The organism is Bacillus sp. JJ1562 (assembly GCF_036962705.1).
Lineage (GTDB): Bacteria > Bacillota > Bacilli > Bacillales > Bacillaceae_L > Ferdinandcohnia.
The window spans coordinates 32,280-57,815 of sequence record NZ_JBALOQ010000011.1 but is presented as its reverse complement, the minus strand read 5'-3'; the positions used below and the strand labels follow the sequence as shown (position 1 = coordinate 57,815).

The 25,536-nt window shown below is 39.7% G+C and carries 27 protein-coding genes and 2 other annotated features (1 of these 29 cut by a window edge); all 27 genes read left to right on the top strand.

The genetic code is table 11. The features are described 5' to 3' along the window. Window positions 1-203 (top strand) — a binding site (T-box leader); it begins 53 nt to the left of the window's first position. A gap of 106 nt (window positions 204-309) precedes the next feature. The 27 genes from cysE to rpsS all read left to right on the top strand — a co-directional run bounded on the left by cysE (window position 310) and on the right by rpsS (window position 25,519). Next, the gene (gene cysE, locus V7097_RS07335; RefSeq protein ID WP_438824210.1) at window positions 310-966 is read left to right on the top strand and encodes a serine O-acetyltransferase; all 657 of its coding nucleotides are present in this window, start codon (window positions 310-312) and stop codon (window positions 964-966) included. Next, on the top strand, window positions 947-2,344 hold the full coding sequence (gene cysS, locus V7097_RS07330) for a cysteine--tRNA ligase (RefSeq protein ID WP_335702950.1): 1,398 nt from the start codon (window positions 947-949) through the stop codon (window positions 2,342-2,344). The genes cysE and cysS overlap by 20 nt, the downstream gene beginning before the upstream one ends. 3 nt (window positions 2,345-2,347) lie before the next feature. Further along, window positions 2,348-2,755, top strand: a complete 408-nt coding sequence (locus V7097_RS07325) for a Mini-ribonuclease 3 (RefSeq protein WP_335702949.1) — start codon at window positions 2,348-2,350, stop codon at window positions 2,753-2,755. 17 nt (window positions 2,756-2,772) lie between these two features. Further along, window positions 2,773-3,516: a 23S rRNA (guanosine(2251)-2'-O)-methyltransferase RlmB gene (gene rlmB, locus V7097_RS07320; RefSeq protein WP_335702948.1), complete on the top strand. Its 744-nt coding sequence runs from the start codon at window positions 2,773-2,775 to the stop codon at window positions 3,514-3,516. Between the two features lie 5 nt (window positions 3,517-3,521). Continuing rightward, window positions 3,522-4,031: an NYN domain-containing protein gene (locus V7097_RS07315; RefSeq protein ID WP_335702947.1), complete on the top strand. Its 510-nt coding sequence runs from the start codon at window positions 3,522-3,524 to the stop codon at window positions 4,029-4,031. Between the two features lie 99 nt (window positions 4,032-4,130). After that, a complete protein-coding gene (gene sigH, locus V7097_RS07310) occupies window positions 4,131-4,784 on the top strand; it encodes an RNA polymerase sporulation sigma factor SigH (protein ID WP_058000110.1) in 654 nt (217 codons plus the stop codon). A 129-nt stretch (window positions 4,785-4,913) separates the two neighbouring features. Then, window positions 4,914-5,060 carry a 50S ribosomal protein L33 gene (gene rpmG / locus V7097_RS07305; protein WP_335702946.1) on the top strand — a complete coding sequence of 49 codons (147 nt, stop codon included), beginning with the start codon at window positions 4,914-4,916 and terminating at the stop codon, window positions 5,058-5,060. A 37-nt stretch (window positions 5,061-5,097) separates the two neighbouring features. Beyond that, on the top strand, window positions 5,098-5,280 hold the full coding sequence (gene secE / locus V7097_RS07300; RefSeq protein ID WP_335702945.1) for a preprotein translocase subunit SecE: 183 nt from the start codon (window positions 5,098-5,100) through the stop codon (window positions 5,278-5,280). 151 nt (window positions 5,281-5,431) lie between these two features. Then, a complete protein-coding gene (gene nusG / locus V7097_RS07295) occupies window positions 5,432-5,965 on the top strand; it encodes a transcription termination/antitermination protein NusG (protein ID WP_335702944.1) in 534 nt (177 codons plus the stop codon). Between the two features lie 168 nt (window positions 5,966-6,133). Continuing rightward, window positions 6,134-6,559: a 50S ribosomal protein L11 gene (gene rplK / locus V7097_RS07290; protein ID WP_229141879.1), complete on the top strand. Its 426-nt coding sequence runs from the start codon at window positions 6,134-6,136 to the stop codon at window positions 6,557-6,559. A gap of 156 nt (window positions 6,560-6,715) precedes the next feature. After that, window positions 6,716-7,405, top strand: a complete 690-nt coding sequence (gene rplA / locus V7097_RS07285) for a 50S ribosomal protein L1 (RefSeq protein ID WP_335702943.1) — start codon at window positions 6,716-6,718, stop codon at window positions 7,403-7,405. Window positions 7,406-7,467: 62 nt separating this feature from the next. Continuing rightward, window positions 7,468-7,596: a sequence feature (ribosomal protein L10 leader region), on the top strand. 74 nt (window positions 7,597-7,670) lie between these two features. Next, window positions 7,671-8,171 (top strand): 50S ribosomal protein L10, encoded by a 501-nt coding sequence (gene rplJ, locus V7097_RS07280; protein ID WP_335702942.1) that lies wholly within the window; start codon window positions 7,671-7,673, stop codon window positions 8,169-8,171. Window positions 8,172-8,232: 61 nt separating this feature from the next. Continuing rightward, complete coding sequence (rplL, locus tag V7097_RS07275) at window positions 8,233-8,595, top strand: 50S ribosomal protein L7/L12 (RefSeq protein ID WP_335702941.1); 363 nt, start codon at window positions 8,233-8,235, stop codon at window positions 8,593-8,595. Between the two features lie 107 nt (window positions 8,596-8,702). After that, window positions 8,703-9,308, top strand: a complete 606-nt coding sequence (locus tag V7097_RS07270) for a class I SAM-dependent methyltransferase (RefSeq protein WP_335702940.1) — start codon at window positions 8,703-8,705, stop codon at window positions 9,306-9,308. A gap of 424 nt (window positions 9,309-9,732) precedes the next feature. Then, a complete protein-coding gene (rpoB, locus tag V7097_RS07265) occupies window positions 9,733-13,302 on the top strand; it encodes a DNA-directed RNA polymerase subunit beta (RefSeq protein WP_335702939.1) in 3,570 nt (1,189 codons plus the stop codon). Between the two features lie 257 nt (window positions 13,303-13,559). Continuing rightward, window positions 13,560-17,156 (top strand): DNA-directed RNA polymerase subunit beta', encoded by a 3,597-nt coding sequence (gene rpoC / locus V7097_RS07260; protein ID WP_335702938.1) that lies wholly within the window; start codon window positions 13,560-13,562, stop codon window positions 17,154-17,156. A gap of 141 nt (window positions 17,157-17,297) precedes the next feature. Beyond that, on the top strand, window positions 17,298-17,546 hold the full coding sequence (locus tag V7097_RS07255; RefSeq protein WP_335702937.1) for a 50S ribosomal protein L7ae-like protein: 249 nt from the start codon (window positions 17,298-17,300) through the stop codon (window positions 17,544-17,546). 106 nt (window positions 17,547-17,652) lie between these two features. Next, the gene (gene rpsL, locus V7097_RS07250; protein ID WP_335702936.1) at window positions 17,653-18,075 is read left to right on the top strand and encodes a 30S ribosomal protein S12; all 423 of its coding nucleotides are present in this window, start codon (window positions 17,653-17,655) and stop codon (window positions 18,073-18,075) included. Between the two features lie 38 nt (window positions 18,076-18,113). Beyond that, complete coding sequence (gene rpsG, locus V7097_RS07245; protein ID WP_335417558.1) at window positions 18,114-18,584, top strand: 30S ribosomal protein S7; 471 nt, start codon at window positions 18,114-18,116, stop codon at window positions 18,582-18,584. Between the two features lie 82 nt (window positions 18,585-18,666). Next, entirely contained in the window at window positions 18,667-20,745 is a 2,079-nt protein-coding gene (fusA, locus tag V7097_RS07240; RefSeq protein WP_335702935.1) for an elongation factor G, read from the top strand. A gap of 122 nt (window positions 20,746-20,867) precedes the next feature. After that, on the top strand, window positions 20,868-22,058 hold the full coding sequence (gene tuf / locus V7097_RS07235; RefSeq protein ID WP_335702934.1) for an elongation factor Tu: 1,191 nt from the start codon (window positions 20,868-20,870) through the stop codon (window positions 22,056-22,058). Between the two features lie 349 nt (window positions 22,059-22,407). Continuing rightward, window positions 22,408-22,716, top strand: a complete 309-nt coding sequence (rpsJ, locus tag V7097_RS07230) for a 30S ribosomal protein S10 (RefSeq protein WP_003348621.1) — start codon at window positions 22,408-22,410, stop codon at window positions 22,714-22,716. A gap of 44 nt (window positions 22,717-22,760) precedes the next feature. After that, a complete protein-coding gene (gene rplC / locus V7097_RS07225; RefSeq protein WP_335702933.1) occupies window positions 22,761-23,390 on the top strand; it encodes a 50S ribosomal protein L3 in 630 nt (209 codons plus the stop codon). Between the two features lie 25 nt (window positions 23,391-23,415). Next, on the top strand, window positions 23,416-24,039 hold the full coding sequence (gene rplD / locus V7097_RS07220; protein WP_335702932.1) for a 50S ribosomal protein L4: 624 nt from the start codon (window positions 23,416-23,418) through the stop codon (window positions 24,037-24,039). Further along, window positions 24,039-24,326 carry a 50S ribosomal protein L23 gene (gene rplW, locus V7097_RS07215; protein WP_116354140.1) on the top strand — a complete coding sequence of 96 codons (288 nt, stop codon included), beginning with the start codon at window positions 24,039-24,041 and terminating at the stop codon, window positions 24,324-24,326. The genes rplD and rplW overlap by 1 nt, the downstream gene beginning before the upstream one ends. A gap of 26 nt (window positions 24,327-24,352) precedes the next feature. Continuing rightward, window positions 24,353-25,183: a 50S ribosomal protein L2 gene (rplB, locus tag V7097_RS07210; protein WP_335702931.1), complete on the top strand. Its 831-nt coding sequence runs from the start codon at window positions 24,353-24,355 to the stop codon at window positions 25,181-25,183. Window positions 25,184-25,240: 57 nt separating this feature from the next. Continuing rightward, a complete protein-coding gene (rpsS, locus tag V7097_RS07205) occupies window positions 25,241-25,519 on the top strand; it encodes a 30S ribosomal protein S19 (RefSeq protein WP_335702930.1) in 279 nt (92 codons plus the stop codon). The last annotated feature ends 17 nt before the right edge of the window (window positions 25,520-25,536 follow it).

Genomic DNA, 25,536 nt, shown 5'->3' with positions numbered 1-25,536 from the left:
AAACTTGCAAATACGAACAGAGAGAACCATCACCGGCTGAAAGTGGTTTAAGGGGAATACTTATTGAAATGCACCTTTGAGTCTTTTGTCGAACCTTATATGTAGTAGACAAAAGCGGCGTCTCACCGTTAAGAGATAAAGTTGAGGTAATGGATCATTCATTGCCTAAACAGAGTGGAACCGCGTGAATGAGCGTCTCTGTGTTTTTACACAGGGGCGCTTTTTATTTTTGGCAAAATCAAGAGGTAATGCTTTAGTCGCCAGCTTAGAGTTTTTCTAAATCAAGGAGGGTTGATCGTGTTTAAACGAATGAAAGAGGATATCGAGGTTGTATTTGAACAGGACCCAGCTGCAAGAACTCATTTTGAGGTAATGCTGACATATTCCGGACTACATGCCATTTGGGCACATCGTGTAGCGCATTTTTTATTTAAACGAAAAATGTTTTTCTTAGCTAGAATGGTTTCACAAATTAGTCGGTTTTTTACAGGAATTGAAATTCATCCTGGGGCCAAAATTGGCCGCCGCTTTTTTATTGACCATGGCATGGGTGTAGTAATTGGTGAGACGTGTGAAATCGGTAATAATGTGACTGTGTTCCAGGGTGTGACCCTTGGTGGAACAGGAAAGGAAAAAGGAAAGCGGCACCCAACGGTTAAGGACAATGCCCTAATAGCAACAGGAGCAAAAGTATTAGGATCCATTACAATTGGAGAAAATTCAAAGGTAGGAGCGGGTTCGGTTGTTCTACAAGATGTTCCTCCGAATTCGACGGTTGTCGGGATACCGGGGAGAGTTGTGATTCAAGATGGCGTCAAAATAAGAAATAGCAAGGATTTAAATCATCGGGATTTACCGGATCCAGTTTTAGATAAGATCCAAGAACTAGAAAATGAAATAAAAAGCTTAAAAGAGGAAATCCAGCAAAAGGAAGGAGCAAAGGATAATGCCCATTCACATATATAATACGCTAACGCGAAAGAAGGAAGAGTTTATCCCACTTGAAGAAAATAAGGTAAAAATGTATGTGTGCGGTCCGACCGTTTATAACTATATCCATATAGGGAATGCACGCCCAGCCATCGTTTTTGATACAGTTCGTCGCTATTTTGAATTTAGAGGCTATGACATCCATTACGTATCCAACTTCACAGATGTTGACGATAAGTTAATCAAAGCGGCGAATGAGTTAGGGGAAGAAGTGCCAACCATTGCTGAGCGTTTTATTAGAGCTTATCACGAAGACGTTTCCGCATTAGGCTGCAAAAAGGCAGATGTTCACCCAAGGGTTACAGAGAGCATGGATATTATCATTGATTTTATCGACGCTCTGATCGATAAAGGGTATGCCTATGAATCAGAGGGTGACGTGTACTATCGTACGAGAGAATTTAAGGAATATGGAAAGCTTTCACACCAATCCATTGATGAACTTCGTGTTGGTGCAAGAATTGAGGTAGGGGATAAGAAGCAGGATGCCCTTGATTTTGTGCTATGGAAGAGTGCAAAGCCTGGGGAAATTTACTGGGAAAGCCCTTGGGGGAATGGCCGCCCAGGTTGGCATATTGAATGTTCAGCAATGGCAAAAAAATACTTGGGTGAGACTATTGATATTCACGCTGGTGGTCAGGACTTGGCATTCCCACATCATGAAAATGAAATCGCGCAATCGGAAAGCTTAAATGGAAAGACATTCGCAAACTATTGGATGCACAACGGCTATATTAATATCGACAACGAAAAAATGTCAAAATCCCTTGGGAACTTTGTGTTGGTTCACGATATTATCAAAGAAATTGACCCACAGGTATTACGCTTTTTCATGCTGTCAGTACATTATCGTCATCCAATTAACTACAACCTTGAATTACTTGATAGTACGAAAAATGCGTTAGAACGATTACGTACTTCTTATGCAAATTTAAAGCATCGTCTAGAAAGTAGTACAAATCTAACAAATAATGATGGAGAATGGTTAGAAAAAATTTCAGCTTTCCGCAACGAATTTATCGTAGCGATGGATGATGATTTTAATACAGCGAACGCAATTTCTGTACTGTTCGACCTTTCGAAACAAGCGAACTATTATTTGCAGGAGAAAAACACGTCTGAAAAAGTCATCGAAGCCTTTTTACAAGAGTTCGAGGTATTGTTTGATACCCTTGGGCTTAAATTAGAAGATGAACAATTACTTGATGAGGAAATCGAGGAACTAATCGCCAGGCGAATCCAGGCACGTAAGGATCGTGACTTTGCTTTATCTGATCAAATCCGTGACCAGTTAAAAGCAATGAACATTATTCTTGAAGACACACCTCAAGGGACAAGATGGAAAAGAGGATAATCGATGAAGCTTTTATCAGACAATCAAATTGATAGCCATCAATTAAATAGTCTTGCTCTTGCTTATATGGGTGATGCCGTATACGAGATGTATGTACGGCATTACCTTTTGCAAAAGGGAAGCGTGAGACCTAACCAACTTCATAATCAGGCGAAGCATTATGTTTCTGCAAAAGCTCAGTCGGCTGTGATTCACAAGATGCTGGATGAAGAGTTTTTTTCAGAAGAGGAGCAAGGAGTAATTAGAAGGGGGCGTAATGCAAAGAGTGGAACCGTCCCTAAAAATACAGATGTCCAGACATACCGATACAGTACTGCATTCGAGGCTTTACTAGGTTTTCTTTTTTTACAAAATGACACAGACAGAATACATTCCATTATTGAAGAAGCATTTCGAATCATCGAATCTTAAGAAAGGAGGAAAAAGAAATGGCGAGTGATTATACGATTGGAAAAAACCCTGTTATTGAAGCATTAAAATCAGAGCGGGATATTAATAAAATTTGGATAGCAGAAGGCTCAAATAAGGGGCAAATGAACCAGGTTATCTCTCTTGCAAAAGAAAGAAATGTTATGGTTCAATTTGTTCCGAAAAAGAAGATTGACCAAATGGTTGAAGGGAATCACCAGGGGGTTGTCGCACAGGTAGCAGCGTATGAGTATGCTGAGGTTGATGATATTTTAGCTCTAGCTAAAGAACGAAATGAAGCTCCATTTATCATTCTCTTGGATGAATTAGAGGATCCCCATAATCTAGGTTCGATACTTCGTACGGCAGATGCAGTTGGGGCACATGGGGTTATTATACCGAAAAGAAGAGCAGTTGGATTAACCGCAACTGTCGCGAAGGCTTCGACGGGAGCGATTGAATATATACCAGTTGCGCGTGTAACAAATCTAGCAAGAACAATCGATGAATTAAAGGACCGTGGTGTATGGATTGTCGGAACAGATGCGAAGGGAAAAGAGGATTATCGAAATGTCGATGGTAAAATGCCAATAGGCTTAGTAATTGGCAGTGAGGGAAGAGGCATGGGACGTCTTGTAAAGGAAAAATGCGATTTTCTTCTAAATCTACCGATGGAGGGGAAAGTAACCTCTTTAAATGCTTCTGTTGCTGCAAGTCTACTTATGTATGAGGTATATCGTAAGCGGAATCCGTTAGGAGAGTAAGACAAATGGATATCCTGCTGGTAGATGGCTACAACATAATTGGTGCATGGCCAGAACTACGTCTTCTTAAAACAAAGGACTTTTCAGCAGCGCGTGATTTATTAATCGAAAAGATGGCTGAATATCAGGCGTATACAGGATATAAGGTGATTGTTGTATTTGATGCACACCTCGTCCCGGGAATTGAAACAAAAACGAAAAGTCGAAAGATCGAAGTCATTTTTACTCGAGAAAATGAGACGGCTGATGAACGAATCGAAAAGCTTGCAAAACAATTAAACAATATCAAAACACAAATCCATGTAGCGACTTCGGATTTTACGGAGCAATGGCAGATTTTTGGACAAGGGGCCTTACGAAAATCAGCAAGAGAATTATTAACCGAGATGGAAGTCGTGGAGTCTGGAATTCAAAAGGATGTCAAGAAAACCTATCAAGAAAAAAGTGTGTCAAAAATTCCACTTTCCGACGAAATTGCAGAAATATTTGAAAAATGGCGTCGTGGACAGCGATGAGCGGTTGACGCTTGGAAAAGCACTCCTGTATAATATTTCTAGATGATGTTTAAAAATTTTTGGTTGAAACAACTTCTAAGGTAGGTCGGAGGGATCGGTGTGAGTTCAAGCTTCGATGATTATGGCAACAGGTTATATTATGACCGACTAGAGGATGAGGAAGTCGTGGAATTGGTTCATGCTGGAGAAAGTGAGGCATTGGACTATCTAATCAATAAGTATAAAAATTTTGTGCGCGCAAAAGCCAGATCATATTTTTTAATTGGAGCAGATCGTGAAGATATTGTTCAGGAAGGTATGATCGGATTATACAAAGCCATTCGTGACTTTAAAGAGGACAAGCTTTCATCATTTAAAGCGTTTGCGGAGCTTTGTATTACACGTCAAATTATTACCGCGATTAAAACGGCGACAAGACAAAAGCATATTCCTCTAAACTCTTATGTTTCGTTGGACAAGCCGATATATGATGAAGAATCTGACCGTACATTAATGGATGTTATATCAGGAGCGAAGATTTTGGATCCTGAGGAATTAATCATTAATAGGGAAAAGTTTGATGACATTGAATTAAAAATGGCTGAGCTCTTAAGTGATTTGGAGCGGAAGGTATTGTCTTTATACTTAGACGGAAGGTCCTATCAGGAGATATCGGAGGATTTAAACCGACATGTAAAGTCAATTGATAATGCACTCCAGCGTGTAAAACGAAAATTAGAACGGTATTTAGAAATTCAAGAAATTAAATTATAAATAACCGTTATTTACCTTTTTTTACAGATAGGAGCTAGTATTGACATATAAATCAGGCCTGTGTTACATTTTTAAGGAAAATGAGAGTTTATTATAAAAAATATAGCATTTTATATGGAAGGTGATAAAATGCGAAAAAAAGTAATTTTAGCCTGTGTGCAATGTGGCAGTAGAAATTATTCCACTATGAAGAATAGCACTTCAGCTGAACGCCTTGAAATGAAGAAGTTTTGTAAGACTTGCAATTCTCACACGAATCATCGTGAAACGAAATAGATTAGGACTGTTTTGATAAAGTTGGAGGTTACATGGGATGAAACGCATAACCAAGTTTTTTCGTGAAGTAGCTCGAGAAATGAAGAAAACAAGTTGGCCAAAGAGAAAAGAACTTACACGCTATACAATTGTTACATTAACAACGGTAATCTTTGTATCTGTATTTTTTGCTGTGATTGACCTAGGAATTTCCGAATTAATTCGTTTAGTACTTGAATAAACACAGTACACTCATGGTATAATGATGGATAGACAATAAAGAATGTTTTACGAAAAAGCCCGGGTACGGGTTTTTTTAATTGTAAAAAAATAGAACGTCAGATGATGTTCAAACTCAGGTACAGGGAGGGAAGGACAAGCAGTCCTCACTTATGGAAAAGAATTGGTATGTTGTTCATACGTATTCAGGGTACGAAAATAAAGTAAAAGCAAATTTAGAAAAACGTGTCGAGTCAATGGGCATGCAAGATAAAATCTTCCGCGTAGTGGTACCGGAAGATGAAGAGACAGATATTAAGAACGGTAAAAAGAAAATTGTTAAAAAGAAAGTATTTCCAGGTTACGTATTGGTCGAATTGATCATGACGGATGATTCTTGGTATGTCGTCCGTAATACACCTGGAGTTACTGGCTTCGTTGGGTCAGCTGGTTCGGGTTCGAAACCAACACCGCTTTTACCAGAAGAAATAACATTCATCCTTAAGAGAATGGGAATGGATGAAAGACCAATGGAAGTCGATTTCGAATTGAAAGAAACAGTTCGTGTGAAAGAAGGTCCATTTACAAACTTCACTGGTGCAATTGAAGATCTTGATGTGGATAAGCAAAAAGTAAAGGTTCTTGTCAACATGTTTGGCCGTGAAACGCCGGTTGAATTGGACTTCACACAAATTGAAAAAATCTAATTAAGAAAAACTTGATATTGGAAATAAAAAGTGGTAATATTGCATAGGTCAGTATGTCTCAAAAGACAGAGACTAGTTATGATAACGTTCTTTATAGAATGTAAAGAATAGATGAGTGGGAGGGTAAACCCCTATTACCACATCACGGACTTTAAGGAGGTGTGTCTCGTGGCTAAAAAAGTAATTAAAGAGGTTAAATTACAAATTCCAGCGGGTAAAGCAAACCCAGCGCCACCAGTTGGACCAGCACTAGGTCAAGCAGGTGTTAACATCATGGGATTCTGTAAGGAGTTCAATGCTCGTACAGCAGAACAAGCTGGTTTAATTATTCCTGTTGTAATCACAGTTTATGAAGATCGTTCATTTACATTTATTACAAAAACTCCTCCTGCTGCAGTTCTTTTAAAGAAGGCGGCTGGTATTGAGTCTGGTTCAGGTGAACCTAACCGTAATAAAGTTGCAACAGTTAAGCGTGATAAAGTACGCGAGATTGCAGAAACAAAAATGCCTGATTTAAATGCGGCGTCTGTTGAATCTGCAATGCGTATGGTTGAAGGTACTGCTCGTAGCATGGGAATTGTTATCGAAGACTAATTCCTATTTGTTACATGCTTCAAGGGGTTGCGGATGGAACATCTCTTTTTTCGTTCGCAACCTTTGTTTTGTCTAGCGTCAGGATGAAATCGATTATGCTGTTTGCTGGACGTGGGAGGTTATTCCGTTAAAACCACAATTGAGGAGGAAATGATAATGGCAAAAAGAGGTAAAAAGTACGTTGAAGCTGCTAAATTAGTAGACCGTACAAAAGCATATTCAGTTGCAGAAGCAATTGAATTAGTAAAGAAAACAAACACAGCTAAATTTGATGCGACTGTTGAAGTTGCATTCCGTTTAGGAGTTGACCCTAAGAAAGCTGACCAACAAATTCGTGGTGCAGTTGTTCTACCAAACGGTACTGGTAAAACTCAACGTGTATTAGTTTTCGCTAAAGGTGAAAAAGCAAAAGAAGCAGAAGCTGCTGGAGCTGACTATGTTGGCGATAGCGAGTTCATCACTAAGATCAACCAAGGTTGGTTTGAGTTTGATGTAATCGTAGCTACTCCTGACATGATGGGTGAAGTTGGTAAACTTGGTCGTGTATTAGGACCTAAAGGTTTAATGCCAAACCCTAAAACAGGTACTGTTACTTTTGACGTAACAAAAGCAATCAACGAAATCAAAGCTGGTAAAGTTGAATACCGCATTGATAAATCTTCAAACATCCATGTTCCAATTGGTAAGATCTCATTTGATGATCAAAAACTAATTGAGAACTTCACTACGATTTATGAAACTATGCTTAAGGTTAAACCATCTGCAGCAAAAGGTACTTACATGAAGAACGTTGCTGTATCATCTACAATGGGACCTGGCGTAAAAGTTGACGGTTCTACTTTCTAATTAGAAAATAGTGGATATTGACTTTTTCGAAAGCATTTCATATAATAAATTTTGTTGTTAACAAATGAATAGCATTTGTACCGTAGACAGTAGGAGCTATTATTAGCTTAATTCCCTACCGAGGTGTAGTAAATAAACTAAGATCTTACTACCTCTATGTCTACTAGGCATAGAGGTTTTTTAATCTAGAGGTTGTCTATCATAGACACCATCAAACACCGAACGGTTTCAAGTGTCTGAAATTACTCACAGGAGGTGTAGAAGAATGAGTCGTGCAGTCGAACAAAAGCAACAAATCGTAACCGAAATTGCAGACAAATTCCGTGCAAGTAAATCAACTGTCGTTGTAGATTACCGCGGTCTATCTGTTGCAGAAGTAACAGAACTACGTAAGCAGCTTCGTGAGGCAGGCATTGATTTCAAAGTGTACAAAAACACATTAACTCGACGTGCTGCAGAACAAGCTGAGCTTGCTGGTTTAAATGATGCATTAACAGGACCAAACGCAATTGCATTCAGTAATGAAGACGTAGTTGCTCCTGCTAAAATTCTTAATGATTTCGCGAAAAAGCATGAAGCATTAGAAATTAAAGCAGGTATTATCGAAGGAAACATTGCAACTCTTGAGGAAGTTAAAGCCCTTGCTGATCTACCATCACGCGAAGGTTTACTTTCAATGTTGCTTAGCGTACTTCAAGCTCCAATCCGTAACCTTGCACTTGCTACTAAAGCAGTTGCAGAGCAAAAGGAAGAGCAAGGCGCTTAATCGTAATACAAACATACAAATCGAATTACAAATAGGATAATTATTTAAGGAGGATTTTCTAATGACTAAAGAACAAATCATTGAAGCAGTTAAAAATATGACTGTTTTAGAACTAAATGACCTAGTAAAAGCAATTGAAGAAGAATTTGGTGTAACTGCTGCTGCTCCTGTAGCTGTAGCTGCTGGTGGCGCTGCTGAAGCTGCTGCTGAGCAAACTGAATTTGATGTTGTATTAGCAAACGCTGGTGCACAAAAAATCAAAGTTATCAAAGTTGTACGTGAAATCACTGGTCTTGGCCTAAAAGAAGCTAAAGAACTTGTTGACAACACTCCAAAGGCTGTTAAAGAAGGCGTTTCTAAAGAAGAAGCTGAAGAAGTTAAAGCTAAACTTGAAGAAGTTGGAGCTGGCGTAGAAGTTAAGTAATACCTAATGAACGTAAGAAAAAGCTCGCTATGAAAGCGAGCTTTTTTTATCAACTTGGAATGATATGGGTACACTGTTCATATACTCTTATGTTGGGAGATACATAAATGGCTGAACATTACTATACTAGCAAACCCACGGTAGCGAGTAATCAAAAAACTCAGGCCTTTGTTTTAAAGGGACAATCATTTTCTTTTACAAGTGATAGTGGTGTTTTTTCAAAAAACGAAGTTGATTTTGGTTCGAGATTACTAATAGAGGAATTTCGTACTCCGGAAGTTGCTGGTCCGTTTTTAGATATAGGTTGTGGGTATGGACCGATTGGTCTTGCGCTAGCAAAAGTACATAATGAACGTACTGTTGAAATGATTGATGTGAACGAGCGAGCGATTGAGCTTGCGAAAAAAAACGCAGAAATGAATAAAGTCAACAATGTGGAAATCCATCAAAGTGATTTGTTTACAAATGTAGAAAATCGAGGCTTTGCTGCGATTATTTCTAACCCGCCGATTCGTGCAGGAAAGAAAGTAGTTCATCATATTTTGGAAGAGAGTTATCGATATTTAGTACCGGGAGGAGAGCTTTGGGTTGTAATCCAAAAAAAGCAAGGAGCTCCATCTGCGATCGAGAAGCTTGAAACAGTTTTTGAAGAGGTAGAGATCGTTGAAAGAAAAAAAGGCTACCATATCATAAAAGCTGTACGAACTATTTAGTTCGAGAGAAAAATCTGCTTGACAAAAACTAAAAAACATGTTGACTCGATATTTCTCGTGTGGTAGCATTATATAATGCCGATATGTAATTTTTCCATGAATAACTAAAAAATTAAATATATGTATAAATATAGTATGTATGGAAAAACTAATAAAATCAATAGTTTGTTTTTGAAAGTGTGGTTTTCTTAGTAGAAACCCTTTTTCTTTTTGTCTATAAAAATGGATGTTTTTTGTGGTCTAAAAACATTTTTAAAGACGAAAAATTAAGTACATGTTAGGCTTGAAAAGTCGAAGTAATTTAGGAATTGATAGGCNNTAACATTCTTATTAATTATATAAGGTTTCCATAATAGACTTTAATAATTAGTAAGTATTTATAAATTAGCAAGATTAATAACGCTTGATATGAGGGGTGAATGGGTTGATAGGTCAACTAGTTCAGTATGGACGACACCGCCAACGAAGAAGTTATGCTCGTATTAGTGAAGTTTTAGAATTACCAAATCTTATTGAGATTCAAACCTCTTCTTATCAGTGGTTTCTTGATGAGGGTCTTAGGGAGATGTTCCAGGATATTTCCCCGATTGAAGATTTTACAGGTAACCTATCTCTAGAGTTCATTGATTACAGTTTAGGTGAGCCAAAGTATTCTGTAGAAGAATCAAAAGAGAGAGACGTTACTTATTCTGCACCACTACGAGTTAAGGTGCGTTTGATCAATAAAGAAACTGGTGAAGTAAAAGATCAAGATGTTTTTATGGGTGACTTCCCACTCATGACAGAAACAGGAACATTCGTTATCAATGGTGCAGAACGTGTAATTGTTTCTCAATTGGTTCGTTCACCAAGTGTCTATTTCAGTGGCAAAATTGATAAGAATGGGAAACGTGGCTTTACTGCAACGGTAATACCAAACCGTGGTGCATGGTTAGAGTATGAAACAGATGCGAAGGATGTTGTATATGTTCGTATCGATCGTACTCGAAAATTACCAGCAACGGTTCTTTTACGCGCGCTTGGTTTTGGCTCTGATCAAGAAATCATCGATTTATTCGGTGAAAACGAATATTTACGCAACACACTTGAGAAAGACAACACAGAGAGCACAGAAAAAGCATTACTAGAAATATATGAGCGTCTACGTCCGGGAGAACCACCGACTGTAGATAATGCAAAAAGTTTATTAGAATCACGCTTTTTTGATCCAAAGCGTTACGACCTTGCTAGTGTAGGTCGTTACAAGATAAATAAAAAACTTCATATTAAGAACCGTTTGTTTAATCAACGTATAGCGGAAACACTTGTTGATCCTGAAACAGGTGAAATAATCGTAGAAAAAGACACTCTTCTCGATCGTAGAACGCTAGATCGTATCATTCCATATTTAGAGAATGGTATTGGTTTTAAATCACTTCAACCATCAGGCGGCGTAATTGATGAAGAAACTATCCTTCAATCTATTAAAATCTACGCTCCAAATGATCCGGATGGCGAACAAGTCATTAATGTCATTGGGAATGCCTATGTTGAAGAAGGCGTAAAGAATATTACACAAGCAGATATCCTTTCTTCGATTAGTTATTTCTTTAATCTGTTACATCAGGTTGGAGATACAGATGATATCGACCATCTAGGTAACCGTCGTTTACGTTCTGTTGGGGAGCTTCTGCAAAACCAATTCCGTATCGGATTATCAAGGATGGAACGTGTTGTTCGTGAGAGAATGTCAATTCAAGATACGAATACCATTACTCCACAGCAACTAATTAATATTCGTCCAGTGATTGCGTCTATTAAAGAATTCTTTGGTAGCTCGCAGCTTTCACAGTTCATGGACCAAACAAATCCATTAGCAGAATTAACACATAAACGAAGACTATCGGCATTAGGGCCTGGTGGACTAACACGTGAACGTGCAGGATTTGAAGTTCGTGACGTTCACTATTCTCACTATGGTCGTATGTGTCCGATTGAAACACCTGAAGGTCCAAACATCGGACTAATTAACTCATTATCATCATATGCAAAAGTGAATCGATTTGGGTTTATTGAAACTCCATATCGAAGAGTTGATCCGGAGACAGGTAAAGTAACTGATCGAATTGATTACTTAACAGCAGACGAAGAGGATAACTATGTTACCGCTCAGGCGAATTCTCGTCTAAGCGATGAAGGTGCATTTTTAGATGAAGATGTAGTTGCTCGTTTCAAGGGTGAAAACACAGTTGTTCACCGTGATCGAATTGACTACATGGATGTATCACCAAAACAAGTTGTATCTGCGGCAACAGCATGTATTCCTTTCTTAGAAAATGACGACTCAAACCGTGCGCTAATGGGTGCGAACATGCAACGTCAAGCTGTTCCACTAATGAACCCAGAGGCTCCACTTGTTGGTACAGGTATGGAATATGTATCTGGTAAAGACTCAGGAGCTGCTGTTATCTGTAAACACCCTGGTATTGTTGAGCGCGTTGAAGCAAAACAAATTTTGGTACGTCGCTATGCAGAAGTAGATGGTCAAAAGGTAAAAGGTGACCTTGATAAATACCGTCTCCTTAAATTTATTCGCTCTAACCAAGGTACATGTTATAACCAACGCCCGATTGTAACAGAAGGGGACGAAGTTGTTAAAGGAGAAATTCTTGCAGATGGTCCTTCAATGGAACAGGGTGAACTAGCTTTAGGACGCAACGTTCTTGTTGGTTTCATGACCTGGGATGGTTATAACTATGAAGATGCTATCATTATGAGTGAAAGACTTGTAAAAGATGATGTATATACTTCTATTCATATTGAAGAATATGAATCAGAATCTCGTGATACAAAATTAGGACCTGAAGAAATCACACGTGATATTCCGAACGTTGGGGAAGATGCGTTACGTAATCTTGACGAGCGTGGAATCATCCGTATTGGTGCGGAAGTAAAAGATGGCGACCTACTTGTAGGTAAGGTTACACCTAAAGGGGTAACTGAGCTTACGGCAGAAGAACGACTTTTACATGCGATCTTCGGTGAAAAAGCACGTGAGGTTCGTGATACTTCTCTTCGTGTACCACATGGTGGAGAAGGGATTATCCTTGATGTGAAAGTATTTAACCGTGAAGACGGGGATGAATTACCACCAGGTGTAAACCAGCTTGTTCGTGTTTATATCGTTCAAAAACGTAAAATTCACGAAGGCGATAAGATGGCTGGTCGTCACGGAAACAAAGGGGTAATTTCAAGAATTCTTCCGGAAGAAGACATGCCGTTCCTTCCAGATGGAACACCAATCGATATCATGTTAAACCCATTAGGGGTTCCATCACGTATGAACATTGGTCAGGTACTAGAGCTACACTTAGGTATGGCTGCTAGACAACTGGGGATTCATGTTGCGTCACCAGTTTTTGACGGAGCAACTGAAGAAGATGTTTGGGATACGCTAGCAGAAGCTGGAATGTCCCGTGATGCGAAGACAGTATTATACGATGGAAGAACGGGTGAACCGTTTGACAATCGAGTATCTGTTGGTGTGATGTACATGATTAAATTAGCACACATGGTTGACGACAAACTTCATGCTCGTTCAACTGGACCTTATTCTCTTGTTACACAGCAACCACTTGGCGGTAAAGCTCAGTTCGGAGGACAACGTTTCGGTGAGATGGAAGTTTGGGCGCTTGAAGCTTATGGTGCTGCATATACGCTACAAGAAATTCTGACCGTTAAATCAGATGATGTTGTCGGTCGTGTGAAAACATATGAAGCGATAGTTAAGGGTGAAAATGTACCAGAACCTGGTGTCCCTGAATCGTTCAAAGTATTGATCAAAGAACTTCAATCACTTGGTTTAGATGTGAAAATACTTTCCGGTGATGAAGAAGAGATTGAAATGCGTGATTTAGAAGATGAAGAAGAAGCAAGTCAATCAGAGGGAATGTCCCTTGATTCTGACCAAAAAATCGACTCAGAACTAGAGAAAAACGCAGTTGTGAAAGAATAGATAACAATATTCAGCAGAAGTCCATACTCCTGCTGAATATTGTTAAAGCCTTCGGCGGAAGCCACGATTTTTCAAAGGAAGTTTTTCCAGGCATAAGATCAAAGACCAAGTGTGCCACATCCTGTGGCCAACGTCTTTGTGACCCACCTCGTGTGGGCCTGAAAAATCGGGCGCAAATACGCTAAGGTGCATTTGATTGTCATTCAGAGCAAAGGTCAATTAGGATAATCCTGTAGATCAAAAGGGAGGTAGGCCCCTTGCTAGATGTTAATAATTTTGAATACATGAGCATTGGTCTCGCTTCACCCGATAAAATCCGTTCGTGGTCTTTCGGTGAAGTGAAAAAGCCAGAAACAATCAACTATCGTACATTAAAACCAGAAAAAGATGGGTTATTCTGTGAACGAATATTTGGTCCGCAAAAGGACTGGGAATGTCACTGTGGTAAATACAAGCGTGTTCGCTACAAAGGCGTCGTCTGTGACCGATGCGGAGTTGAAGTAACTCGTGCAAAAGTTCGTCGTGAACGTATGGGACATATTGAACTTGCTGCACCTGTATCACATATTTGGTACTTTAAAGGAATTCCAAGCCGAATGGGACTTGTATTAGACATGTCCCCTCGGGCTCTTGAAGAAGTTATTTATTTTGCATCCTATGTAGTAACAGAAACTGGAGATACTCCTCTAGATAAAAAGCAATTGCTTTCTGAAAAGGAATATCGTGCATACCGTGAAAAATACGGAAACACATTCCATGCTGCAATGGGAGCTGAAGCGATTAAAAAGCTTCTTCTTGACATTGATCTAGAAAAAGAAGTCGATGGCCTTAAAGAAGAATTAAAAACTTCTCAAGGACAACGAAGAACTCGTGCAATTAAACGACTAGAGGTACTAGAGGCATTCCGTAATTCAGGAAATGAGCCATCATGGATGATCCTTGATGTACTTCCAGTGATTCCTCCTGAACTACGACCAATGGTTCAGCTTGATGGTGGTCGTTTTGCAACATCAGATTTAAACGATTTATATCGTCGTGTAATTAACCGTAACAATCGCTTAAAACGTCTCTTAGATTTAGGCGCTCCAAGCATAATCGTCCAGAACGAAAAACGTATGCTTCAAGAGGCGGTTGATGCATTGATTGACAATGGACGTCGTGGAAGACCAGTTACGGGTCCGGGAAATCGTCCATTAAAATCACTTTCACATATGTTAAAAGGTAAACAAGGTCGTTTCCGTCAAAACCTATTAGGTAAACGTGTGGACTACTCTGGTCGTTCAGTTATCGTTGTAGGCCCGAACCTTAAGATGTACCAATGTGGTTTACCGAAGGAAATGGCATTGGAATTATTCAAACCATTTGTGATGAAAGAGCTTGTTGAAAAAGGGCTTGCTCATAATATAAAGAGTGCGAAACGTAAAATCGAACGTGTGCAGCCAGAGGTTTGGGATGTCCTCGAATCAGTCATTAAGGAGCATCCGGTTCTCTTAAACCGTGCCCCTACATTGCACCGTTTAGGGATCCAAGCATTCGAACCAACATTAGTTGAAGGACGTGCAATTCGCCTTCACCCACTCGTATGTACTGCCTACAACGCAGACTTCGACGGTGACCAAATGGCGGTACACGTACCACTTTCTTCAGAAGCTCAGGCAGAAGCAAGACTACTAATGTTGGCAGCACAAAACATTCTTAACCCGAAAGATGGAAAACCAGTTGTTACGCCATCACAGGATATGGTATTAGGTAACTATTACCTAACGATGGAACGTCCTGGAGCAGTCGGAGAAGGAATGATTTTCAAGGATACAAATGAAGCTATTCTTGCATATCAAAATGGATATGTGCACCTTCATACAAGAGTTGCGGTACATGCTGGTTCTTTAAAGAATCCAACATTTACTGAAGAGCAAAATAACATGTTGCTAATGACAACAGTAGGTAAGTTAATTTTTAACGAGATTCTTCCTAAATCGTTCCCATATATTAATGAACCTACAAGCACGAACCTAGAAGTGCAAACACCTGAAAAGTATTTCGTTCCTAAGGGTGCAAATGTTAGAGAACTAATTCAAAATCAGGAACAGGTTGATCCATTCAAGAAGAAAATTCTCGGTAATATTATCGCTGAAGTCTTCAAACGTTTTAAAATTACAGAAACCTCAAAAATGCTTGACCGCATGAAGGATCTTGGATTTAAGCATTCAACAAAAGCAGGTATTACCGTTGGTGTAGCTGACATTGTTGTACTAGCTGAAAAAGAAGAAATCTTAGCACAAGCACAAGCGAAGGTAGATAATGTATTAAAACAATTTAGACGTGGTTTAATTACAGAAGAAGAGCGCTATGACCGTGTTATCTCGATCTGGAGTGCTGCAAAAGATACAATTCAAGGTAAGCTAATGGCTTCACTTAATAAGCGCAACCCAATCTTCATGATGAGTGACTCAGGTGCCCGTGGTAACGCATCTAACTTCACTCAGTTAGCTGGTATGCGTGGACTTATGGCGAACCCGGCTGGACGTATTATTGAACTTCCAATTAAATCAAGCTTCCGTGAAGGTTTAACTGTATTAGAGTACTTCATTTCAACTCACGGTGCACGTAAAGGACTTGCGGATACAGCCTTGAAGACAGCTGACTCTGGTTACCTAACAAGACGTTTAGTTGACGTTGCTCAAGACGTAATTGTACGTGAAGACGACTGTGGAACTGACCGCGGGTTACTTGTTAGTGCCATAAAAGAGGGAACAGAAATTATTGAACCTCTAGATGAGCGTCTACATGGGCGTTACGCAAGAAAGAAAATTGTTCACCCCGAAACGAATGAAGTATTAGTTGCAGAAAACGATCTAATTACAGAAGATCTCGCAAAAGTAATTGTTGATGCAGGTGTTGAAGAAGTAACAATTCGCTCCGCATTTACATGTAATACACGCCATGGTGTTTGTAAAAAATGTTATGGACGAAATCTTGCAACAGGATCAGAGGTTGAAGTTGGGGAAGCGGTTGGTATTATCGCTGCGCAATCAATCGGTGAACCAGGAACACAGCTTACAATGCGTACGTTCCACACAGGTGGGGTTGCCGGAGACGACATCACTCAAGGTTTACCTCGTATTCAAGAGCTGTTTGAAGCGAGAAATCCGAAAGGGCAAGCTGTTATTACAGAGATCAATGGTGTAATAACGTCCATTAACGAAGTAAAAGATAGACAGCAGGAAATTGTGATCCAAGGTGAAGTAGAATCACGTTCTTACACTGCACCATACAGTGCTCGTTTGAAAGTTGCTGAAGGCGAGCAGGTTGAAAGTGGTCAGGTACTAACAGAAGGTTCAGTTGATCCGAAGGAATTATTAAAGGTAACAAATACGACTGCTGTACAAGAATACCTATTAAAAGAAGTTCAAAAAGTATATCGTATGCAGGGTGTTGAAATCGGTGATAAACACGTCGAAGTAATGGTTAGACAAATGCTTCGTAAAGTTAGGGTCACTGATGCAGGTGACACAGATGTATTACCAGGTTCACTACTTGATATACATCAGTTCACTGATGCAAATACGAAGGTTTTATTAGAAGGTAAAGCTCCTGCTACAGGTAGACCGGTACTTCTAGGTATTACAAAAGCATCACTAGAAACGGATTCATTCCTATCTGCTGCGTCATTCCAGGAGACAACACGTGTCTTAACAGATGCTGCAATTAAAGGAAAACGTGATGAGTTACTAGGATTAAAAGAAAATGTAATTATTGGTAAGCTTATTCCTGCAGGTACTGGTATGAATCGCTATCGTCGAGCAGAACCAGTAGTTGTAGAGGAACAAGAGGATCCAGTAGGTGTTGAATAAAGGTTAGAAGAGCATATCTAAGATATTGGATGTCTACTACGAGCAAAATAATTTTTATTTACTTGTAGTTGACATCCTTCTCTTAGGGTGTTAATATATCTAAGGTGCTCCTTAAACCTGTTACTTTGGAGGATATATTATATGTCTTATGAAAAAGTATCACAGGCAAAGAAGATTATCATTGGTACAAAGCAAGCAGTAAAAGCAATACAAGCCGATGAAGTATCAGAGATTGTTGTGGCAGAAGATGCCGATCGCCGTGTAATCAACAAAGTATTACAACTGGCTGAGGAACAACATATTCCGATATCAAAGGTAGATTCGATGAAGAAGCTTGGGAAGGCTTGTGGAATCGAAGTAGGAGCTTCTGCTGTGGCGATTATTAATTAAAAACTGTTTTTGTGGAGAAAAGATTCTACAAAGACGTTGTTTTTTGTAAAAAAATGAACCACCTGGATATGTGGTCTTGACGAAAATAGAAGGGAGGAAACAAATAATGCCTACAATTAACCAATTAATTCGTAAGGGTCGTGAATCTAAAGTTCAAAATTCAGACTCTCCAGCGTTAAATAAAGGTTATAACAGCTTCAAAAAGTCACAAACTAATACTACTTCACCTCAAAAGCGTGGTGTTTGTACTCGTGTTGGTACTATGACTCCTAAGAAGCCGAACTCAGCGCTTCGTAAGTATGCTCGTGTACGTTTAACAAACGGAATTGAGGTTACTGCTTACATCCCAGGAATTGGTCACAACTTACAAGAGCACAGTGTTGTACTGATTCGTGGTGGACGTGTTAAGGACTTACCAGGGGTACGTTATCACATCGTTCGTGGTGCGCTTGATACTGCTGGTGTTACTAACCGTGCGCAAAGTCGTTCTAAATACGGTACTAAGAGACCAAAAGCAGCTAAGAAATAATAGACTAACATATTTAAGACTGAAAGGAGGAAATATCAATGCCTCGTAAAGGACCTGTTGCTAAAAGAGATGTATTACCAGATCCGATTTACAATTCAAAGCTTGTGACTCGTTTAATCAACAAAATGATGGTTGATGGAAAAAGAGGTAAATCTCAAGCGATTTTATATAATGCGTTTGAATTAGTTCAACAACGTTCAGGTAAAGATGCGATGGAAGTGTTTGAACAAGCAATCAAAAACATCATGCCTGTCCTAGAAGTAAAAGCACGTCGTGTAGGTGGTGCAAACTATCAAGTTCCTGTTGAAGTTCGCCCAGACCGTCGTACTACTTTAGGTTTACGTTGGTTAGTAAACTATTCTCGTCTTCGTGGTGAAAAAACGATGGAAGAGCGTTTAGCTAACGAAATCCTAGATGCAGCTAATAACTCTGGTGCATCTGTTAAAAAGCGTGAAGATACTCACAAAATGGCAGAAGCAAACAAAGCATTTGCTCACTACCGTTGGTAAAATAAGAGCTCTGTTAAGTAGATTAACAGAGCCATTACTACAATAAAAATCATACTTACTCATAGGAAGGAGAAAGACCCGAATGGCAAGAGAGTTCTCCTTAGAAAAGACTCGTAATATCGGTATCATGGCTCACATCGATGCTGGTAAAACAACAACTACTGAGCGTATCCTTTATTACACTGGTAAAATTCACAAACTCGGTGAAACTCACGAGGGTGCGTCACAAATGGACTGGATGGAGCAAGAACAAGAGCGTGGTATCACGATTACTTCTGCTGCAACAACTGCGTCATGGAAGGAACACCGCGTTAACATCATTGACACACCAGGACACGTAGACTTCACAGTTGAAGTTGAACGTTCACTTCGTGTTCTAGATGGTGCTGTAACTGTTCTAGATGCACAATCTGGAGTTGAGCCACAAACTGAAACAGTTTGGCGACAAGCTACAACTTATGGAGTTCCACGAGCTGTATTCGTAAACAAAATGGACAAGATTGGTGCTGACTTCTTATATTCCGTTGGTACACTTCATGACCGCTTGCAAGCGAATGCACACCCAATTCAACTACCAATTGGTGCGGAAGATCAATTCCGAGGTATTATTGACCTCGTTGAAATGAATGCAACATTCTATGGTAATGACTTAGGAACTGATGTTGAAGTGGGAGAAATTCCTGAAGAATATCAAGACCAAGCAAATGAATACCGTGAAAAGCTTGTAGAAGCTGTAGCGGAATTAGATGAAGACTTGATGGAAAGATACCTTGGTGGAGAAGAAATCTCTAACGAGGAATTAAAAAAAGCAATTCGTACAGCTACACTTAAGGTAGAATTCTACCCTGTAATGTGCGGTACTGCATTCAAGAACAAAGGTGTTCAAAAAATGCTTGATGCCGTTATCGACTATCTTCCAGCTCCAACAGATGTTGCATCAATTGCTGGTCATGATGCAGATACAGGAGAAGATATCGAACGTCATTCAGACGACAGCGAGCCGTTTTCAGCTCTTGCGTTTAAAGTAATGACAGATCCTTATGTTGGTAAATTAACATTCTTCCGTGTATATTCAGGGACATTAAATTCTGGATCATACGTGAAAAACTCAACTAAAGGAAAGCGTGAGCGTATTGGACGTATCCTTCAAATGCATGCGAACCACCGTGAGGAAATCTCAACTGTATATGCCGGTGACATCGCTGCGGCTGTTGGATTGAAAGATACGGCAACTGGTGATACTTTATGTGATGAAAAAGATAATGTAATTCTTGAATCCATGACATTCCCAGAGCCAGTTATTCAACTTTCTGTTGAGCCTAAATCAAAAGCTGACCAAGACAAAATGTCTACAGCTTTACAAAAGCTTCAAGAAGAAGATCCAACATTCAGAGCGCACACTGACCCAGAAACAGGTCAAACGATTATTGCTGGTATGGGTGAGTTACACTTAGACGTCCTAGTAGATCGTATGAAACGTGAGTTCAAAGTAGAAGCAAATGTTGGTGCTCCACAAGTTGCGTACCGTGAAACTTTCCGCCAATCTGCACAGGTTGAAGGTAAATTCGCTCGTCAATCTGGTGGACGCGGACAATACGGACACGTTTGGATCGAATTCTCACCAAACGAAGAAGGAAAAGGCTTCGAATTCGAAAACGGGATTGTTGGTGGGGTAGTTCCACGTGAATACATTCCTGCTGTACAAGCTGGTCTAGAAGACGCTCTTGATAGAGGGGTTTTAGCTGGCTATCCATTAGTTGACATCAAAGCAAGACTATATGATGGTTCATACCATGATGTTGACTCAAGTGAAATGGCGTTTAAGATTGCCGCTTCTATGGCACTTAAAAACGCAGCATCAAAATGTCAACCAGTTATCCTTGAGCCTGTAATGAAGGTTGAAGTTGTTATTCCTGAAGAATACATGGGCGACATTATGGGTGGTATCACTTCTCGTCGTGGACGCGTTGAAGGTATGGATGCTCGTGGTAATGCACAAGTAGTACGTTCGATGGTTCCACTATCTGAAATGTTTGGTTATGCTACTTCTTTACGTTCTAACACACAAGGTCGTGGGGTATTCACAATGCACTTCGATCACTATGAAGAAGTTCCAAAATCAATTTCTGAAGAAATTATCAAAAAAAATAAAGGCGAATAATTGATTTTCACCTTTACATCAAGTATAACTACTTATGTAGGCCTTGAAAGTGGGGACGACCCCACTTTCGGGATATCATACTTAAAAATATAAAATAACAAATACTTAAGGAGGCTTTTCAAATGGGAAAAGAGAAATTTGACCGTTCGAAACCACATGCTAATATTGGTACAATTGGACACGTTGACCATGGTAAAACTACTTTAACAGCTGCTATCACTACTGTTCTTGCTAAAAGAAGCGGTAAAGGTGCAGCAATGGGCTATGACCAAATTGATGGTGCGCCTGAAGAGCGTGAGCGTGGAATCACAATCTCAACTTCACACGTTGAGTACGAAACTGACAACCGTCACTATGCACACGTTGACTGCCCAGGACATGCTGACTACGTTAAGAACATGATCACTGGTGCTGCTCAAATGGACGGTGGTATCTTAGTAGTATCTGCTGCTGATGGCCCAATGCCACAAACTCGTGAGCACATCCTTCTTTCTCGTCAAGTAGGTGTTCCTTACCTAGTTGTATTCATGAACAAATGTGACATGGTAGACGACGAAGAATTATTAGAATTAGTAGAAATGGAAGTTCGTGACCTTCTTTCTGAATACGAATTCCCTGGTGACGATGTACCAGTAATCAAAGGTTCTGCTCTTAAAGCTCTAGAAGGTGAAGCTGAGTGGGAAGAAAAAGTTCTTGAATTAATGGCTGCTGTAGATGAGTACGTTCCAACTCCTGCACGCGACACTGAAAAACCATTCATGATGCCAGTTGAGGACGTATTCTCAATTACAGGTCGTGGTACAGTTGCTACAGGTCGTGTTGAGCGTGGACAAGTTAAAGTTGGTGAGGTTGTTGAAATCATTGGTTTAACTGAAGAACCAAAATCAACTACTGTAACAGGTGTTGAAATGTTCCGTAAGCTTCTTGATTTTGCTGAAGCTGGTGACAACATTGGTGCACTACTTCGTGGTGTTTCACGTGAAGACATCCAACGTGGTCAAGTACTTGCTAAGCCAGGTACAATCAAGCAACACACAAAGTTTAAAGCTGAAGTTTACGTTTTATCAAAAGAAGAAGGTGGACGTCACACTCCATTCTTCTCAAATTACCGCCCACAATTCTACTTCCGTACAACTGATGTAACTGGAATTTGTAACCTTCCAGAAGGAGTAGAAATGGTAATGCCTGGTGACAACATCGAAATGACTGTTGAGCTTATCGCTCCAGTTGCAATCGAAGAAGGAACTAAGTTCTCAATTCGTGAAGGTGGACGTACAGTAGGCGCTGGCGTTGTTGCTACAATCACTGAGTAATAACAATAGATCTTTAAAAACAGGCGGGCGATCCGCCTGTTTTTTTGTACAGTTTCTTCTATATGTAAGAAGGACAATTCATTTCCAAAATCTAACGCAAAAATATATTGGTTCTTTTGTTGAAATGTGCATTCATGGTGTGTATAATTGAAAAAGTGCGAAGGACATGCATAAAACGAAGAATTATGTTGCATTTCGTATTTGATTTCTATATAATAGACAATGTTGGTCTTTGACTGCGATGATGTGGAAGGTTGCTGATACACCCGGCCGCTTTGCCATGGCGCGTGTAAGGAAATTTCCACGGAGAAGGTCTATTTTAAAAGTAGGCGAAAAAGGAGGGAAAGTAATGGCAAAACAAAAAATTCGTATTCGTTTAAAAGCATATGATCACAGAATTCTTGATCAATCTGCAGAGAAAATCGTAGAGACAGCAAAACGATCTGGGGCGGCAGTTTCTGGTCCAATCCCACTTCCAACTGAGAAGTCTGTATATACGATTCTTCGTGCTGTACACAAATACAAGGACTCTCGTGAACAATTTGAAATGCGTACACACAAACGCTTAATCGATATCATTAACCCAACACCACAAACTGTTGATTCATTAATGCGTTTAGATCTACCATCTGGTGTTGACATTGAAATAAAACTTTAATTTTAAAATGAAATAAATTGTAAATATTATAGGAGGTGTGACTAATGACCAAAGGAATCTTAGGAAGAAAAGTTGGTATGACTCAAGTGTTCGTAGGTAACGGTGAGCTTATTCCTGTAACAGTAATCGAAGCTGCTCCGAACGTAGTTCTTCAAAAAAAATCAGTTGAAACTGATGGATATGAAGCTGTTCAAATCGGTTTCGAAGACAAGAGAGAAAAGCTTGCAAACAAACCTGAAAAGGGTCATGCATCAAAAGCAAACACTGCACCTAAGCGCTTCGTTCGCGAATTACGCGGAGTAAACTTAGATGTGTATGAAGTTGGTCAGGAAGTCAAAGTTGATATCTTCGCTGAAGGAGATATCGTAGATGTAACTGGAAAATCAAAAGGTAAAGGATTCCAAGGTGCAATTAAGCGCCACGGACAATCTCGCGGACCTATGTCTCACGGTTCACGTTATCACCGTCGTCCTGGTTCTATGGGACCTGTAGCTCCAAACCGTGTATTCAAAAACAAACTTCTACCTGGTCGTATGGGTGGAGAACGTATCACAGTACAAAACTTAGAGATCGTGAAAGTAGATACAGAACGTAATCTTCTTCTAGTAAAAGGTAATGTACCTGGTCCGAGAAAATCTGTTATTACAGTAAAAAGTGCTGTTAAAGTAAAGTAACTTACTAGGAAAGGAGGACATTTGAATGCCTAAAGTATCATTGTATAACCAAACAGGTTCAACTGTTGGAGAAATCGAATTAAATGAGTCTGTATTCGGTGTTGAGCCAAATCAACAAGTATTATTCGATGCAGTAATCATGCAGAGAGCTTCCTTACGTCAAGGAACTCACAAAACTAAAATTCGTTCTGAAGTAGCAGGCGGAGGACGTAAACCGTGGCGTCAAAAGGGTACTGGTCGTGCTCGTCAAGGTTCAATTCGTTCACCACAATGGCGTGGCGGTGGAACAGTATTTGGTCCAACTCCAAGAAGCTACAGCTACAAATTACCTAAAAAAGTACGCCGTTTAGCAATCAAATCAGCATTATCAACTAAGGTATTAGAGGAAAATATTCTAGTATTAGAAAATCTAGTGTTAGATACTCCTAAAACAAAAGACATGGTTGCGGTACTGAAAGGATTAAACGTGGATCGTAAAGCGTTAATCGTAACTGCAGACGTAAATGAAGCAGTTGAACTTTCAGCTCGTAATATTCCTGGAGTAACTGTTGTTGCTGCAAATGGAGTAAGTGTTCTTGATGTTCTTAACCATGATAAGCTTGTGATTACTAAAGCTGCGGTGGAAAAAGTAGAGGAGGTGCTCGCATAATGAAAGATCCTCGTGATATTATTAAGAGCCCCGTTATTACTGAACGTTCATCAGACCTAATGGCTGAAAAAAAATACACTTTTGAAGTTGACGTGAAATCTAATAAAACTGAAGTGAAAGATGCTATTGAGCAGATCTTTGGTGTGAAGGTTGAAAAAGTTAACATTATGAACTACAAAGGTAAGTTCAAACGTGTAGGACGTTACAGTGGATACACAAATCGTCGCAGAAAAGCAATCGTTAAACTAACTGAAGACAGCAAAGAAATCGAATTCTTTGAAGTCTAATTTTATAGAGAAGGAGGGAAATAGAGATGGCGATTAAACATTACAAACCAACCTCTAATGGTCGTCGTGGAATGACAAGTCTAGATTTCGCTGAAATCACAACTGACAGACCAGAAAAGTCATTACTAGCGCCTATACACAGAAAAGGTGGTCGTAATAACCAAGGTAAAATAACTGTACGTCATCAAGCTGGCGGTCACAAACGTCAATACCGTGTAATTGACTTCAAACGTGAAAAAGATGGTATACCAGGACGCGTTGCTACAATCGAGTATGATCCAAACCGTTCAGCAAATATTGCATTAATTAACTATGTTGATGGAGAAAAACGTTACATTCTAGCTCCTAAGAACCTAAAAGTAGGTATGGAGGTAGTATCAGGTCCTGAAGCTGATATTAAACTAGGTAACGCACTTCCATTAGCGAACATTCCAGTAGGTACAGTAGTACACAACATCGAATTAAAACCTGGTAAAGGTGGTCAGTTAATTCGTTCAGCTGGTACTTCTGCACAAGTACTTGGTAAAGAAGGTAAATACGTTCTTGTTCGTTTAAATTCAGGTGAAGTTCGCATGATCCTAGCTACTTGCCGCGCTACTATAGGTCAAGTTGGTAACGAACAACACGAACTTGTTACCATTGGTAAAGCAGGTCGTTCACGCTGGTTAGGTAAACGTCCTACAGTTCGTGGATCTGTTATGAACCCTAACGATCACCCACACGGTGGTGGTGAAGGTAAAGCACCTATCGGACGTAAGTCTCCTATGACTCCATGGGGCAAACCAACTCTTGGATTCAAGACTCGTAAGAAGAAAAACAAATCAGATAAATTTATTGTACGTCGACGTAAAAAATAACGGGATTGTGCTACGGTTCAGTGGAACCGTAGGTCAATCACGAAGGGAGGTTCACTTATGGGACGCAGTTTGAAAAAAGGACCTTTTGTAGATGATCACTTATTGAAAAAGGTTGAAAATCAAAACGAATCTGAGAAGAAACAAGTTGTTAAAACTTGGTCACGTCGTTCAACGATTTTCCCTCAATTCATCGGTAATACAATCGCGGTATATGATGGTCGTAAACATGTACCAGTCTATGTTACTGAAGATATGGTAGGTCACAAACTTGGTGAATTCGCACCAACTCGTACTTACAAAGGCCACGCAAGTGACGATAAGAAAACAAGACGTTAATGAGAGGAGGATTATCT